This window comes from Alkalibacter mobilis, from assembly GCF_015594845.1.
Lineage (GTDB): Bacteria > Bacillota > Clostridia > Eubacteriales > Alkalibacteraceae > Alkalibacter > Alkalibacter mobilis.
In genome coordinates this window covers 25,272-41,059 of sequence record NZ_JADNRK010000011.1, presented here as the reverse complement: position 1 = coordinate 41,059, position 15,788 = coordinate 25,272, and the positions used below count along the sequence as shown (strand labels likewise).

Annotated in this window: 12 protein-coding genes; 10 read left to right on the top strand and 2 right to left on the bottom strand. The window is 41.6% G+C overall.

Going from position 1 to position 15,788, the window contains the following annotated elements; all coding sequences use genetic code 11:
- Nucleotides 1–31: 31 nt before the first annotated feature.
- A complete protein-coding gene (locus IWB18_RS07310) occupies nucleotides 32–1,315 on the bottom strand; it encodes a patatin-like phospholipase family protein (protein ID WP_195682964.1) in 1,284 nt (427 codons plus the stop codon).
- Nucleotides 1,316–1,473: 158 nt separating this feature from the next.
- On the opposite strand from IWB18_RS07310, the gene IWB18_RS07305 reads away from it, so the two are divergent.
- On the top strand, nucleotides 1,474–1,953 hold the full coding sequence (locus IWB18_RS07305; protein WP_195682963.1) for a QueT transporter family protein: 480 nt from the start codon (nucleotides 1,474–1,476) through the stop codon (nucleotides 1,951–1,953).
- Nucleotides 1,954–1,967: 14 nt separating this feature from the next.
- Here the strand turns inward: IWB18_RS07305 and murC are convergent, their stop codons facing one another.
- Nucleotides 1,968–3,377 (bottom strand): UDP-N-acetylmuramate--L-alanine ligase, encoded by a 1,410-nt coding sequence (murC, locus tag IWB18_RS07300; protein ID WP_195682962.1) that lies wholly within the window; start codon nucleotides 3,375–3,377, stop codon nucleotides 1,968–1,970.
- Between the two features lie 211 nt (nucleotides 3,378–3,588).
- Between murC and purR the strand changes: the two genes are divergently transcribed.
- The 9 genes from purR to IWB18_RS07255 all read left to right on the top strand — a co-directional run bounded on the left by purR (nucleotide 3,589) and on the right by IWB18_RS07255 (nucleotide 15,787).
- Nucleotides 3,589–4,401 carry a pur operon repressor gene (purR, locus tag IWB18_RS07295; protein WP_195682961.1) on the top strand — a complete coding sequence of 271 codons (813 nt, stop codon included), beginning with the start codon at nucleotides 3,589–3,591 and terminating at the stop codon, nucleotides 4,399–4,401.
- 140 nt (nucleotides 4,402–4,541) lie between these two features.
- Nucleotides 4,542–4,838 carry a septation regulator SpoVG gene (gene spoVG, locus IWB18_RS07290; protein ID WP_195682960.1) on the top strand — a complete coding sequence of 99 codons (297 nt, stop codon included), beginning with the start codon at nucleotides 4,542–4,544 and terminating at the stop codon, nucleotides 4,836–4,838.
- Between the two features lie 160 nt (nucleotides 4,839–4,998).
- A complete protein-coding gene (gene glmU, locus IWB18_RS07285; protein WP_195682959.1) occupies nucleotides 4,999–6,381 on the top strand; it encodes a bifunctional UDP-N-acetylglucosamine diphosphorylase/glucosamine-1-phosphate N-acetyltransferase GlmU in 1,383 nt (460 codons plus the stop codon).
- Between the two features lie 70 nt (nucleotides 6,382–6,451).
- A complete protein-coding gene (locus IWB18_RS07280; protein WP_195682958.1) occupies nucleotides 6,452–7,399 on the top strand; it encodes a ribose-phosphate diphosphokinase in 948 nt (315 codons plus the stop codon).
- A gap of 77 nt (nucleotides 7,400–7,476) precedes the next feature.
- Nucleotides 7,477–8,031, top strand: a complete 555-nt coding sequence (gene pth, locus IWB18_RS07275; protein WP_195682957.1) for an aminoacyl-tRNA hydrolase — start codon at nucleotides 7,477–7,479, stop codon at nucleotides 8,029–8,031.
- 61 nt (nucleotides 8,032–8,092) lie between these two features.
- Nucleotides 8,093–11,584, top strand: coding sequence for a transcription-repair coupling factor (gene mfd / locus IWB18_RS07270; protein ID WP_195682956.1), 3,492 nt, complete (start codon nucleotides 8,093–8,095; stop codon nucleotides 11,582–11,584).
- Nucleotides 11,585–11,620: 36 nt separating this feature from the next.
- Nucleotides 11,621–13,090, top strand: a complete 1,470-nt coding sequence (locus tag IWB18_RS07265; RefSeq protein ID WP_195682955.1) for a SurA N-terminal domain-containing protein — start codon at nucleotides 11,621–11,623, stop codon at nucleotides 13,088–13,090.
- Nucleotides 13,091–13,119: 29 nt separating this feature from the next.
- Entirely contained in the window at nucleotides 13,120–14,070 is a 951-nt protein-coding gene (locus tag IWB18_RS07260; protein WP_195682954.1) for a SurA N-terminal domain-containing protein, read from the top strand.
- A gap of 118 nt (nucleotides 14,071–14,188) precedes the next feature.
- Nucleotides 14,189–15,787: a putative polysaccharide biosynthesis protein gene (locus IWB18_RS07255; RefSeq protein WP_195682953.1), complete on the top strand. Its 1,599-nt coding sequence runs from the start codon at nucleotides 14,189–14,191 to the stop codon at nucleotides 15,785–15,787.
- Nucleotide 15,788 lies beyond the last annotated feature (1 nt).

The window sequence follows — 15,788 nt, the reverse complement described above, 5'->3', positions numbered from 1 at the left end:
AGTTTCAAAAATACTTTCGGGACGCCTGTTTTCATCCGTTGCTCAAATACAACAAAGTAATTATTGACAGTGAAATTTCAGGGGTAAAATTTTCAGTCAGTTTTTTCAATGGAAATCTGGAATTGACTCCAATACTTAAAAAATACATGTAATAAGACAGAAATGATATCTCATCCAGAGGAGTTCCTTCCTCATCGTTCAGTTTGAAAATACTGAGTATCTTTTCAGGACTTTTTATGCTGGCCAGATGTTTGTCCAACAGGCTGTTAACGCTCTGAAAGATTTCTCCGATCAGTTCATCGCAAGTATACTTCTTCAGCCTTGGAACATTCAAGTTTCTGGCGGTCATTTCAATCATGGATATGGCCATGGGCCTGCCGCGATAAGGAGTGAATCCCAATAGTCCGGATATTGAAGAAATATTTTCTTCCCGTGTTCCAAAATTCTTGATCCCAAGAAGAGATGGCAATTTGATGCCGTCCTCGCCTGGCAGAGGAAAACCCAGGTGCTCCTTGAACTTAGTGAAGTCACTCATTCCCTCGGTCAAGTCAAGGTAATAATACTTTCCCTGGAGGACATCGAATTTTTTTAGAGTGTCCAGATGACCCATTGCAACGTTTCTTTCAAACATTACAGGATCGAATTCCAAAGTCAAACCCAGATGCTCCGAGTTTTGGATGCTGACAGATTCAATGGGTCGGGGCTTGTTTCCGTACGGAAAACCGTGATCGGCGGATTGACCGGCCAAAATATGCTTCAAGTATCCGAATTCAGTCAACAGGCTTCCTGGAGTTTCAGAGATGTCGGTACCGATCCTGAGAGCCGGATAGGAAAAACCGGACAAGATGTGATCCATCAAATCTCCTTCGGGAATTTGATCTATGGAGATGCCTGCGGGTTTTATGTCTTTGGGAGAATAGGTTTGAAGAATCAAGTTGACGGAAGAACCCCTTATTTTATCTTCGTTGAGATATTTTGCCAAATAATCTTTAAAAGCTTTTATTTCAGGAATTTCAGAATAAATAAATGTTTTAAAGGCGGACCTGAATTCATGATCTTCCAACTTGGACCAAAGAGCCAGATAATTTTCAGTCAGTATCTGATTATATCTGTTGTATTCGGACATAAAGCCTTCAGACCAAAATGAAATAGCCAGCTCAAAATCATTTTGTGCAATAAGAGCCGCATTTACAAGGCCAATTGAACTTCCAGTTACAGCGCAGATTTCTACATTGATTTCCATTAAACCTTTCCATACGCCAAGTTCGAAGGCGGATTTGGAACCATCGCCTCCAAGGATCAATCCGTAACTCATCAACACCACACTCCAATAATGACATTATATCACAGAGAATGCCTGTTATTCAGCAGGGCGGATTAAATTTGAGTTGTTTTATATCGAAAACTGGAGTATAATAACCTACCGTGACAGTTCGCAAAATCCTGTCAATAAAAAAAACTACGGAGGTAAAAATGAATAGTAGAACAAAGTATTTGGTTAAAGCTGGCATTATCGCTTCGATTTATGCCGCACTGACTCTGTTGCTTCCATTTCTAAGTTATGGAGGCTTGCAGGTGAGATTTTCTGAGGCATTGACTGTACTCCCCTGGTTCACCCCCGCAGCCATTCCCGGATTGTTTGCCGGGTGTTTACTGGCAAATTTTTTCGGCAGTCCTTTAGGGATGCTGGATGTGGTGGTGGGAAGTCTTTCGACCCTTGTGGCGGCGTGGATGGCGTCAAAGATCAAAAACAAGAAATTGGTGCCTTTACCGTCCATTGTGATAAATGCGCTGGCAATACCGTACGTGCTTTTCAAGGTCCTTTCGATACCTTATCTGCCCAGCGTGTTTTGGGTGGGTCTGGGTCAGACACTGGCCGTATACGGATTGGGATATCCCTTGTTGAACTTTATCGACAAATCAGAGAAGCTTAAAGAACTCATAAAAAAATAAAACGCCCGGGCGTTTTATTTTTTTTGATTGAGATGTTCAACAAGTTTGTATGCTACCTGGTTTATTGTTCCTGCACCAGCCACCAGTACGAAATCTCCCGGTTTGGCTATGGAAGACACTTCATTGACGATGTCGTCAAAATCAGATATGTGCTTAGCAGGGATATTAAGCCTCTCTCCGGCGGCTTTTGCAAGATCGCCATGGTCAACGGGATATGTGTTTTTTTCCCTGTCGGAGTAGATATCGCTGACAATAAGATGATCAGTTCCTCTCAACGCCTCGACAATTTCGTCGAAGAAGTGGAAAGTCCTCGAGAAGGTGTGAGGCTGGAAGACGACTATCAAATTGTTTGCCTTGTAATTTTTACACGCATTGATGGTGACTGCGACTTCAGTGGGATGATGGGCGTAATCTTCAACTACGGTTATTCCGTTTGCCACACCCCTGAGTTCAAACCTTCTTCCGGCTCCTGAAAATCCGGTCAAAGACTCTGCAATGGTTTGGGCGGGGACGCCGCAGATATCTGCGCAGGCTATGGCTGCAAGCGAGTTCATCACGTTGTGTTCTCCTGGAATATTCAGTTTAAATCGCTGCCAGAGTTTTCCGTTTTTGTACACATCGTAAGAAGGACGACCAAAATCATCGTAGGTTATATTTTTTGCATGGTAGTCATTGTGTTCGCCAAGCCCGGTTTTTATGATCTGGCAGTTCAAGCCTTTAGTGACGTCTAAAACAACAGGAGAGTCTCCGTTGACGATCAGATATCCGTCTGACGGGATGATCTCTGCAAATTTGCGAAATGATTCTTTGACCTGGTCGAGGCTTTTAAAGTAATCAACGTGTTCGTGTTCAATGTTCAATATGATTCCGATATTGTGCCGGGATCGTAGAAAGCTGTCCACATACTCACAGGCCTCTGTGACAAAATAATTTCCCGCTCCTACATGGAAATTGCTTTTAAATGTTGAAATTATACCGCCTACGCTGACAGTAGGATCCAGATCGCCTTCATAAAGGATCGTTGCAATCAGAGACGAAGTCGTGGTTTTGCCGTGAGTTCCCGCCACTGCTATGGTGTGGGGGAATGTTTCAGTAAGCAAACCCAAAAATGCGGACCTTTCCATGGTGGGGATCTTCAGGCCTTGTGCAGCCAGAAGTTCCGGATTGTCTTTTGATATGGCGGCAGTGTAAACTACCAATGAACACGAAGGTTCAATATTTGATCCCTGATGGCCTATGAATATATCGGCTCCCTTTGCCTGCAATTTTTCGGTGTAGGCGGATGACTTCATATCAGATCCGGAAACGCTTATACCGTTTTTTAATAGTATTGAAGCCAGACCGCTCATGCTCGAGCCGCCAATTCCTATAAAATGGACTTTTTTTATCTTGTTACCAAGTAATGCTTCAAGTTTTTCTTTCATCATCATACCTCGCTTCAGAAGTTGGTCCCAAGCCAAATCCTGGTTCGGCTGGAATGTAAATATTATAACATAAGGCATGGAATTTGAAGTCCATGGTAAAAAATAAATTGGGAATAAACAAATATTAGTTGAAAAAACTTGAAAACATGAATAAAATTATAAACAGAAGTATTAATATTCGTGTTTTAAGAGATTCTAAAAGAGGTGGAAAGTGGAAAAATACAAAAGAAACGAGAGGATCGGGGCAATTATAAAAATATTGGCCGACAATCCCAATAAGGTAATTACATACAATTTTTTCAGTGAAAAGTTTTTTGCAGCAAAGTCGAGCATCAGTGAAGATATTTTAGTGGTCAAAAAAATTATCGAAAACTTGGAAATGGGGAAGATAGAAACCGTTTCAGGTGCGGCAGGAGGAGTCAAGTACGTGCCTTCCATGTCCCATGGAGATCGGGAGTATTTTTTGGAGGAAGTTTGCAAGAAATTAAGGGATCCGGAGCGAATAATCCCGGGAGGATTTTTATATTATACGGACATTTTGTACATGCCTGATATAGTCGACAAACTCGGCAGGATAATAGCGGGTAAATATCTTTATGAAAAGGTCGATTATGTGGTCACTATGGAGACCAAGGGAATACCGGTGGCGTTGATGACGGCAAGATATCTGAATATTCCATTGGTAATAGTGAGAAGGCAGACAAGGGTGACTGAGGGGACGACTGTTACCATCAATTACATATCGGGATCCAGTTCCAAGATTGGGACAATGTCGCTGTCGAAAAGAGCAATGAAGAAGGGGTCAAATGTTGTTATAGTCGATGATTTCATGAAAGGCGGCGGCACCATAAAGGGGATCATCAGCATGATGGAGGAATTCGAAGCTGAAGTCAAAGGAGTATCTGTGCTTATAGCGACCAAGGAACCGGAAAAAAAATTAGTGCAGGATTATAACCCGCTGATGGTGATAAGAAATCTCGACCCGGAATCAGGTGCTATCGATATTATTCCATATAATGAATAAAATTGAAGACAAAGATCGTTTTTAGAAAAATAAAAAAAATCAAAAAAAATACTAAAAAAAGTGTTAGAAGTCCTATATAATGGGAATATAAGTATATGTCAATGTTTTCGATGTTTTATTACTAAAGGGGAGGCTAAAAAATGCAAATCACAGATGTAAGAGTTAGAAAGATCTCAAAAGAAGGTAAAATGAAGGCCATAGTTTCGGTTACCTTTGACGATCAGTTCGTTGTTCATGACATTAAGATCATAGAAGGACAGAACGGTTTGTTCATTGCCATGCCAAGCAGAAAGACTCCTGACGGAGAGTTTAAGGATATAGCTCATCCGATCAATATGGAGACAAGAACTCAGATTCAGGATTCCGTTCTGGAGAAGTATACTGCAGTTCTTGAAGAACAGGATGACGAAGAGGAATCATCGGAAACAGATTATTGATACAGGCAAATGATACTTCAGGGATCTAATGGTCCCTTTTTTTATTTTTTGCAGGTTGTGAGGCTAAACCCCATTTTATATGTTATATTGGCGGTGTACAAAAGCTGTAATAAATCATATAATATTATTGCGTTGATTAAGAAAATTGGAGGTACAATGAATGAGCAATACGATCGCATTGATATTGGCAGCCGGAAAAGGAACTCGGATGAAGTCCGAGATACCCAAGGTACTGCATAAGGCGGCCGGAAAATATATGCTGGCACATGTTGTCGATGGCTGCACAGAGGCTGGGGTGTCCCAGGTTTACGCCATTGTCGGTCACAAGAAAGAAATGATAATGGAAGCTATGGGGTCTGAAATAAATTACATATCTCAGGACCAGCAGCTGGGTACAGGGCATGCATTGATGGTTTCAAAAGAATTTCTTCCAAATGATGACACGAATGTCTTGGTTCTTGTAGGAGATGCTCCTTTAATAGATGGAAATACCTTGTCGAAAATGATGGAAAACCATGAATCCGGGGGGAATAGTGCAACTGTTTTGACTGCAATGATGCAAAATCCTACAGGTTATGGTAGAATTGTCAAGGATAACAACGGCAATTTGTCGAGGATCGTAGAACAAAAAGACGGAACTGACGAAGAATTGAAAATCAATGAAATCAATTCCGGCATGTATTGTTTTAACAGTGGTGATTTGATCAAATCCCTGGATAAATTGGGAAATGACAATGCCCAGCAAGAGTATTATCTTACTGATGTGATCGAAATAATGAATAAAGACGGTTTGAAGACAGGGACATTTATTACAGATGTTGAAAATATCAAGGCTGTAAACTCAAGGGTAGAGCTTGCCCAAGTCGAAAAAATCTTGAGAAGACGCATCAACGAGCATCACATGGAAAATGGAGTCACTATAATAGATCCTGACGCAACTTATATAAACAAGGAAGTTACCATAGGCAGAGACACCGTAATATATCCAGGGTGCATTTTGGAAGGAGAGACTCAAATAGGTTCAGGGTGCACAATATTGGAAAGAAGCAAGATCACGGACTGCAAAATTGCCGATGGTGTGACCATACAGACCTCGATACTTGTGGGCAGTTCTGTAGGAGAATACTCAAAGATCGGTCCATATGCGTATATAAGGCCGGACTGCAAAATTGGAAAGAATGCGAAAATCGGTGATTTCGTAGAAATGAAAAATGCCAGATTCGGTGACGGTTCCAAAGCTTCCCACCTTACTTATGTTGGAGACGCATACGTTGGAAAAAACGTTAACTTGGGTTGTGGAGTAGTTTTTGTAAACTACGATGGAAAGGAAAAACATATAACGGTCGTCGAAGACGATGTTTTTGTTGGCTGTAATACAAACCTGGTATCTCCAGTTACCGTTAGGGAAGGATCCTATATAGCGGCAGGTTCCACAATAACTGAAGAGGTTCCCAAAGATTCCCTTGCTATTGCAAGATCCAGGCAAGTAACAAAAGAAAATTACTATAAAACTCATGACAGAAAAAAGGTGGATGAAAAGTAAACCAATTGGACCTTGCGAAAATCGATCGGGGATTCAATATTGGATAGATATTAGGAGGAGATAAGCGCAAATGGACGGTAAATTCAAAGAAATGAAAATTATTGCAGGCAATTCAAACATTAAACTGGCGAAGGAAATTGCAGACCATCTGGAGATGAATCTGACTGATGCATCTTTAAAGACTTTCAGTGACGGGGAGATATCATTCAACCTTAATGAAACTGTGAGGGGTGCGGATGTGTTTGTCATTCAATCCACGTCATATCCAGTCAACAACAATCTGATGGAACTCTTGATAAGCATCGATGCCATGAAAAGAGCTTCTGCAGGTAGAATAAATGCTGTAATACCTTACTACGGTTATGCGAGGCAGGATAGAAAAGCTAAATCAAGAGATCCGATAACTGCAAAACTGGTGGCCGACTTGATCACCGTGGCAGGAGCGGACAGAGTGATCACCATGGATCTTCATGCAACGCAGATCCAGGGATTTTTCGATATGCCGGTAGATCACCTTTTGGGGCTGCCGATCATTGCAGAATATTACAAATCTTTGAACAGAGACGATTTGGTGGTAGTTTCACCGGATGCGGGAAGTGTTCCAAGATCTAGAAAATTGGCTGAAATGCTTAATTCTCCCTTGGCCATCATAGATAAAAGGCGACCAAAAGCGAATGTATCCGAGGTCATGAACATTATCGGGGACATAAAGGACAAAAACTGCATTTTGGTTGACGACATGATAGATACGGCGGGTACCATCTGCAATGGTGCCAACGCACTTAAACAGATGGGCGCAAAGAGCGTATTTGCAGCTTGCACCCATGCGGTATTGTCGGGTCCTGCGGTGCAAAGGATAAAGGATTCCGCCATCGAAGAGTTGGTGACGCTGAATACCATAGACATACCCGATGAAAAGTTTCTGGACATGTTCAAGGTGCTATCAGTGGGACCTATCTTTGCAAAAGCCATTGAGAGAGTTCACAATAGTGAATCTGTCAGCACATTGTTTGATTGATCAATTGAGAAAATCAAGGAGGCAAGGAGACTTGCCTCTTAATATTTATAAAGAATCAAAAGAAATATGGTGAAGATATGAAAGTAGTGGTAGGATTGGGAAATCCGGAAAGAAAATACGACCTTACAAGGCATAATATCGGGTTCGAATTGGTAGATCACATGGCCCAAAGGCATCAAGTGGATTTCAAATCCAAGCATAAAGCTTTAGTCGGGGAATTCAGATTCAAAGGGGAGAAGGTTTTTTTGGTCAAACCGCAAACTTATATGAATTTGAGCGGTGAAAGTGTAGCTGAAATCCTGGATTATTATGATGTTGACCCGGAAGATATTCTGATAGTTTACGATGATGTGGATCTGGAACCGGGAAAGATCAGGCTGAGGAGCAAAGGTGGACCGGGAACGCACAATGGAATGAAATCCATAATAAGTATGGTCAAAAGCGACCAGATGCCCAGACTCAGGATTGGCATAGGTAAACCAGGGCATGGGGATCTCGCCGCATACGTTTTGGGAAGGTTTTCCCCTGACGAGATGACCCTGATGAAAGATGCAGTTATCAAATCAGCGGAAGCTGTTGAAATGTTTTTGGAAATGGGTATAAACGAAGCCATGAACCAATACAACAGGTAAGAACCTGGTAAAATCCACGCCCGGCTAATTGCCGGTCTTTACCGATATGGAGGAGAAATCTATGAAAGACCCTTTGGTCGATATATTAAAAAGAACAAAATTATTGACCGAAATTCACAAAAGCTACAAATCAAACCGTCAGAGGATTGGGGTTTACAATGCGGAAGACGAGATAAAAGCCATCGCAGCTTTGGTTTTATCCCATGAAAAAAGAAACCACATGATGATTTGTGCAAATGAATCCAAGGCAAAGGAATATGTTGGTTTCATGGAGTCGGTAGCTCCAGGAAGAGCTTTTTATTTACCGGCGGAGCCGTATCATTTTTTGTTCTTGGAAAACAGGAGCAGAGAGGTGAGTCTGGAACGGCTTAAAGTACTCGATGCCGTGATTTCGAAAAAAGGAAAGCTGATTGTTACCACGCCTGATGCGCTGATGCAGAAAATGATTCCAAAGGACAGGTATAAAAAGTCCTCCATATCCATAAGAATGGAAGATGAGATAAATTTAAATTCCCTTCTGGATGATCTAAGGGCTTTAGGATATGAAAGAGTGGAACAGGTTGAAAACAGGTGTGAATTTGCTGTCAGGGGAGGAATATTGGACGTATTTGACGCCATCAGCGAAAGACCCTTCAGGATCGAATTGTTTGATGAAGAAGTCGATTCCATTAGAGTATTCGACCCTGCCGACCAAAAGTCGGTTAGCAAACTTGACAAATTAAAGATAACTCCTGCCCGGGAGCTTGTCTTCTCCAAGGAAACATTAGATAAGATGCAAAACGGGGCTTTAGAATACCTAGCTGATTACGTTTCCAAAATAAGCAACAGGGATTCCCAAAGTGCTTTGCAGGAATTGAAAGAACGCATAGGGGAAGGCACTTTAAAAAATATTTCCTCACTGATACCTTGGTCTGAAGATGAATTAGTAGATATTCTAGGTTGGTTTGATGATGAGGACAGGGTGTTTCTTGACGAAGCTAATGGATTTGCTGAAATCATCCAGTCAATAAATGTCAGGATAGAGGAAGAATTCAAAAATTTGTTGGAAAAAGGTGAAGTTTTGCCTAGGTTGTTGGAAACGTACAACGACCCTTCTTTTATCCATCGCAGGATTTCCGGCCGAAGGACAGTTGAGTTTCATAAATTGACCAGAAATTTTTCCGCTTTTCCGGTAGACGTGGAAATCGATGCGTCCAGCAGACAGGTTTATTCCTTTTACGGAAAGATCGGAGCTCTGGCAGATCAAATAACTGATTGGTTCGCAAAAGATTACCATGTGTTCATCTCTTACGAGACTTCGAGGGAACTCGAATCCTTGAAAGAGATGTTGGGTGGTTATCAGATAGCGTTTACTTCGGAAATTAAAGAAGACCTGGACAAGGGCAGTGTAAATATAATAAAGTCCGGGATCAAGTCCGGATTCGAGTTATATTCGGATAAAATGGTTTGGCTGACTTACAGTGAGATATTCAAAAAAGAAGTAAAGAAGAAAAAAGAGAAAAAGAAAAAAAGAAAAAAGATAGAAAGTTTCACACAGCTTAAAGTCGGGGACTATATAGTTCACGATGTCCATGGTATTGGTGTGTATATGGGCATGGAACAAATCCCCATCGAAGGGATAAAAAAAGATTTTTTGCACCTTAGATACGCAAAAGGCGATAAACTGTACATCCCCATAGACCAAATGGATTCCATACAGGTTTATATGAGTTTCGGTGACAAGGAGCCAAAACTCAACAGGCTGGATTCCGCCGAATGGAAAAAGGTCAAGAGCAACGCCAAAAAATCTGTAGATAATTTGGCCAGAGAATTGATGGAAATCTATGCTAACAGGATGAACGTCAAAGGTCACAGGTTTCCCCCGGACAATGAATGGATAAAAGAGTTTGAAGAAAAGTTCCCATACCAGGAAACCGATGATCAACTGAGAGCCATTGAAGATGTGAAAAAAGACATGGAATCTGCGGTGCCGATGGACAGGTTGATATGCGGAGACGTTGGATATGGAAAAACCGAAGTTGCCATCCGCGCAGCATTCAAGGCGGTCATGGACAGCAAACAAGTAGCGGTTTTGGTTCCCACCACGGTTTTGGCACAGCAGCATTTCAACAACTTTGTTCAAAGATTTTCAGATTATCCAATCAAGATAGAAATGCTGTCCAGATTCCGGACAAAAGCCCAGCAGGAAGAGATCATAAAAGATATAAGAAAAAAGAGAGTCGATATCGTCATTGGGACCCATAGACTGTTGTCCAAAGATGTAGTTTTTGAAGATCTGGGACTTTTGATAATCGACGAAGAGCAAAGGTTCGGAGTCAAACACAAAGAAAAAATAAAAGCCATAAAAGCAAACATCGACGTGATAACTTTGACGGCTACGCCCATACCTCGAACGCTGCACATGTCTTTGATAGGCGCGAGAGATATGAGTGTTATAGACGAACCGCCCCACAACCGGACGCCTGTTCAGACTTATGTCATGGAGTACAACGATGTGATCATCAAGGATGCCATTGAACGTGAAATTGCCAGAGGCGGGCAGGTATACTACGTATACAACAGGGTCAGGGGGATCGAATCCGTTGCCGAAAAGATACAAAACATGGTTCCTGAGGCAAAAATCGGGGTCGCCCACGGGCAGATGGGAGAAACAAGACTCGAAAATGTGATGATGGAATTTATAGATCACGAGTTTGACGTCCTTGTCTGTACGACCATCATTGAATCCGGGTTGGATATTGCACGCGCCAATACAATGATCATTGAAAATGCTGATCAAATGGGACTTTCCCAGTTGTACCAACTCAGGGGAAGAGTCGGAAGATCTGATAGACTGTCTTTTGCATACATAACTTATAAGCAGGATAAGGCACTTAAAGAAGTTGCAGAAAAACGGTTGAAGGCAATCAAGGACTTCACGGATTTCGGTTCCGGGTTCAAAATAGCCATGAGAGATCTGGAAATTAGAGGAGCGGGAAATATTCTGGGACCTGAACAACACGGGCACCTTCTGTCTGTGGGTTACGAGATGTATACACGTCTTCTGGAAGATGCGGTCCATGAACTTCAAGGCTTGAAAAAAGAGGATAAAGTTAAGGCGTCAGTTGAAATCAAGGTGGATGCATACATACCGGATTTCTATATCCAAAGCGAGAAACAAAAGTACGAATTGTATAAAAAAATTGCAGGGGTTGAAAATTCCGGTGATGCTGACGAAATCAAAGACGAGCTGATCGACAGATACGGGGATATACCCAAAGCTGTTTTAAACCTGATAAATGTGGCTCTTGTGAAAAATTCAGCTTCAACGGCAGGGATCGAGTCGGTTAAGGAAACAGGACAGGATATCAAATTCGTTTTTGATGAAGGACATTATCTGGAGCCTTTGGAAATTAAAGAATTGATTAAGACTGATAAGATAAAATTCAATCCCGGAGACACCAAGATGAGCTTGACGATCAAGGGCCATGGAGATGGAGTGAAAAATCTTCAGGCAGTCAAGAGCTTGATCGAAAGAATCAATGATTTTAAAAAGGACGGTCAAGGGATATAATGTTCATAATAAACACGAGGAGATGAGTATCTTAACATGAGAAAAAAATTGATAATACTGATCGTGATCGCACTTGTAGCAGTATCTGCAGGCTGCAATATGATCCAGGTCGACCAGGAAAAAGACATGGCCAGGGTGGTTGTCGAAGTTGGAGATGTGGAAATTCTTAAATCCGAGTATAATAACTATCTTACCTACCACAAATTGATCTATGCTCTCAATGGCTATGCAATGCCTGAAGGAGATGAGCTGGAGGCGTTGAATGAAGATATCTTAAACACCATGGGAGAAATCCACATGCTGAAAAGCGAAGCGGAGAAGCTGGAACTGGAAGTGGACATGGAAGGTTTTCAAGAGGAGGTCGATTCGTCTCTGGACAGTTTTATCGATGGATTGGGAGAAACCGAATATTCCAAAATACTGTCTGCGAGTAATATGACGGAGGAATCTTTCAAGGAATTTTTTACCAGATACATGGAAGAGGTAAAATATGCGAATGCCGCCATCGTGGACTTCAATACGGAGTTATTCGACAACAAGGATTCGGAGTTGGAAAAGAAAGTAATGGAAATCGATGGAGAAACCATTACAAAAGACGAGTTTTATTATCAGTTGAGTTCGCTTGAATTCGATTATTATATGAACACGGGGTCAGGTTTGCCCAGTGATGATGAAAGTCTAGGTTACATATACGATGAGATACTCAACAAGATAGCTGAATCCAGACTGATGTCTGTCAAAGCTGATCAAGCGGGAATATCCGTGTCTGAGGAAGAAATATCTCAGGAAGTGGAAAATTTAAAATCAAAGTACGCAACTTACTTTGATGAAGAATCCTTAGCGGGATATTTGTCGGATTATTACCTGACTGTTGAAAAATACGATGAACTTGTTTCACAGGAAGCACAAAGGGCTGCACTGATCAAAAAGTACCAAAAATCCCTTGAAACCGGATTAACGGTAACTTCGGAGGAAATCGCCGAGTATTATGAAGAAAACAAGGGATCGTATGATACAAGCACCGTATCTGCCAAGCATATCTTGACCGACTCAAAAGAATACGCTGACACTTTGATGGGATCCATCAAGAGTGCGGAAACCTTTGAAACGGCGTTTGTGGCCGCTCAGGATGATGAAAATATCAAAGAAGCCTCTGATTTAGGCGAATTTACCTATGATCAGATGGTTAAGGAATTTTCCGAGGCTGCATTCAATCTTGAAAAAGGCCATGTAACAGTTGAGCCCGTTGAAAGTCAGTACGGATATCACATCATCTACGTTTACGACAAAAATCATGCTGAAATTCCATCCTTGGAAGAGAAAACGGATGAAATCAGAACAAATCTTTTGGCGACAAAAGCAGCATCTGCATACACAACCAAGGTAGAAGAAATCAGATCCGATGCCGACATAACAAAAGAAGAGATAAAGGATCCTTTCCAGATATATATAGAAGAGCTGAAAAATGAATACAATGTCAAAACATATCCTTCCAGAGTCAATTAAGTAAGGATTCAGGATAATAGGGGGCAAATATGAAAAAAATCATTGTATTGATGATCTTGGCGGCAGTATTCATGGTTGGTGGCTGTGCCGGACAAAGTAATGCCGTGGCTGTCATCGGTGAGCAGGAGATCGGATACGAAACATTCAACCACCACATGTTATTGACTCAGATCAGCTACGACCTTTCAGAGATGGAAATGCCCACAACGGGTGAAGATGGACAAAACCTGAAAAACAATATACTGAATGGCATCATCGAGAACGTAATATTGGTCGATGTTGCAAAAAATATGGAATTGAAACCTGACGCGGATGAGGCTCAATCCCAAGCGACACAATTGCTGGAAACAATTTATGATTTTTACGATGAAGGTGACCTGGAGGCTTTGCTTAAGGAATATGAGCTTTCTGCAGATGAGTTTGAAGAATTGATCAATGAGAGCTATTTAAACAATCAGCTCATATTTCAACTGTATGATGAAGTTATAGCCGATGTAGCATTGACCGAAGAAGAAACTCTCAAGTACTACGAGGACAATATGGATCTATTCAATTACTCCACGGTTCATGTTAAAGGGTTTGTAATGACCGATCAGACTGTTGCCGGAGATGTTTTGAAGGCTTTAGAAACTGATGGCTCGGACGTGGATCAAGTTTTAGAGGATTTTTCAAATAATGAGAAGATAATAGTTGCCGCCGATTTCGGACCTGTGTTTTATACGGATGTGGAAAATATTTTTTGGGATGAATTGATTTCAACGCCCATAGGTGAAAACACGGAAGTAGTGGTTAGTGAAGGGGTATATTACCTGGGACATGTATATGGAAGGGAAATAGTGGAGACTCTGCCACTCGAGCAAGTGGAGGATGCCGTCAGGGAAAGGGCGCTGTCGATAAAGAAAAATCAATTTTATGAGAAGTTCGTGCAAGATGAATTTGAGAAAATCGAAGTAGAGGCATTTTATGACAGATTGAAGTAATAGCCGGTGGATACCGGCTTTTTTTTCGGGTTATCGGCCTTTGCTTTACAAAGAGGAACTTAAGAAGTAAAATTGTTAGTTAGTGAGATAATAAGGATTAACAACGTGGAGGAATGAAATGGGTAGGGGTTCATATATAAAAGGTGCAAGTATAATTGCAGCCGGAGGGATCGTCGCTAAATTGCTGGGCCTTTTTTTCAAGGTGCCTATCGGTAGAATACTCGATAGTTTTGGTATGGGGTTGTACATGAACTCCTACAGCATATATAATCTAATGCTTACCATATCCATAATTGGGATCCCGGTGGCCATATCAAAGATGATATCCGAGAGAGCCACTGAAAAAAACTACCTGGGAGTCATGCAGGTGTTCAAGGTTTCCATGTCTGTCATGTTCATTATCGGTTCGATAACCACAGCTATCCTCTACTTTGGTGCTGATTGGATAATGGATCTTGGGAGATGGGATGAGGAGTCTTACTATGCGATTTTGGGTTTGGCTTTTGCGCCTCTTCTGGTAGCATTGATGTCCGGATTTAGAGGGTTTTTCCAAGGAATGCAATTAATGGTGCCTACCGCACTTTCGCAAATAGTCGAAGCATTTGTCAGAGTAATATTTGGTATTGGTCTATGCCTGTATCTGACAAACAATTTTGGTCAGGCTGAAGGTGCCGGAGGAGCTTCATCGGGAGCTTTCTTCGGAGCGGTGGCGGCATTTGCCTTTCTGGCTTTTTCATGGATAGTATTCATGAAAGGATTCAGGCCCGGCATAAAAAAGAGCTCTCGAAAGTTTAACAGGGAATCAAATAAAAAAATATTGAAAAGGCTGGTTCAAATAGCGGTCCCCGTTACCATGACATCTGCAATAGTATCGCTGTTCGGGATAGTAAATTCTTTCACTTATGTTTCCAGATTGGGAATGGCGGGTTTTGACTTGAGAACGGCTACTATAATGTTCGGTGATTACGGATATGCTCAAACCATGATAAACGTACCGCTGACATTTAGTACCGCCATGTCCATAACTTTGGTCCCGGCTATAAGCGGTTCTTTAATACTTAAGGATAAGGCGGCCATCCGGCACAAAACTGAGCTTGGCATAAGGGTGATATTGTTGATAGCTATCCCGTGTGCAGTCGGGTTGTCCATATTTTCGGATCAGATATTTGCTCTTTTATTTCCAAACTCGGTATACGGCGGAGGGATTTTAAGATATTTTGCCTTTAGCACCATCCTCATTATGTTTGCCAATACACTGCAAAGCATTTTGCAGGGACTGGACAAGTTCAACGAACCCATGAAACATCTTATTCCGGGATTGGGAGTGAATCTGCTGTTCAATTTCATATTTGTTTCAATGCCTTCCATAAACATATACGGATTGGTGATCAGCAACATATCCGCTTATGCCGTTGTGGGTATTTTGAATTACATTAGCGTAAGACGTTATACAGGAGTCAGGATACAAGTGGTGCAAACATTGATCAAACCATTGGTGGCTTCGGCGGCGATGGCGGTTTTCGGGATAAGCATCTACAATATATTGGTGGGTGTGTTAGGTAATGGGATCACCGTATTGCTGTCCATAGTATTGTGTATTGGAGTATATTTCTTTGGATTGATAGCGATCAAGGGACTCACGGAAGAAGAAATTCAATTTATGCCCGGAAGAAGAAAGTTGATGAGCATATTCAAAAAACTGGGTGGAAAGGATTGAA

What these genes read in the sequence shown, in the direction of transcription:
- IWB18_RS07310 (WP_195682964.1), bottom strand. Translation starts at nt 1,315, where the DNA reads ATGAGTTACGGATTGATCCTTGGAGGCGATGGTTCCAAATCCGCCTTC.
- spoVG (WP_195682960.1), top strand. Translation starts at nt 4,542, where the DNA reads ATGCAAATCACAGATGTAAGAGTTAGAAAGATCTCAAAAGAAGGTAAA.
- IWB18_RS07260 (WP_195682954.1), top strand. Translation starts at nt 13,120, where the DNA reads ATGAAAAAAATCATTGTATTGATGATCTTGGCGGCAGTATTCATGGTT.
- IWB18_RS07280 (WP_195682958.1), top strand. Translation starts at nt 6,452, where the DNA reads ATGGACGGTAAATTCAAAGAAATGAAAATTATTGCAGGCAATTCAAAC.
- pth (WP_195682957.1), top strand. Translation starts at nt 7,477, where the DNA reads ATGAAAGTAGTGGTAGGATTGGGAAATCCGGAAAGAAAATACGACCTT.
- IWB18_RS07305 (WP_195682963.1), top strand. Translation starts at nt 1,474, where the DNA reads ATGAATAGTAGAACAAAGTATTTGGTTAAAGCTGGCATTATCGCTTCG.
- glmU (WP_195682959.1), top strand. Translation starts at nt 4,999, where the DNA reads ATGAGCAATACGATCGCATTGATATTGGCAGCCGGAAAAGGAACTCGG.
- IWB18_RS07255 (WP_195682953.1), top strand. Translation starts at nt 14,189, where the DNA reads ATGGGTAGGGGTTCATATATAAAAGGTGCAAGTATAATTGCAGCCGGA.
- murC (WP_195682962.1), bottom strand. Translation starts at nt 3,377, where the DNA reads ATGAAAGAAAAACTTGAAGCATTACTTGGTAACAAGATAAAAAAAGTC.
- mfd (WP_195682956.1), top strand. Translation starts at nt 8,093, where the DNA reads ATGAAAGACCCTTTGGTCGATATATTAAAAAGAACAAAATTATTGACC.
- IWB18_RS07265 (WP_195682955.1), top strand. Translation starts at nt 11,621, where the DNA reads ATGAGAAAAAAATTGATAATACTGATCGTGATCGCACTTGTAGCAGTA.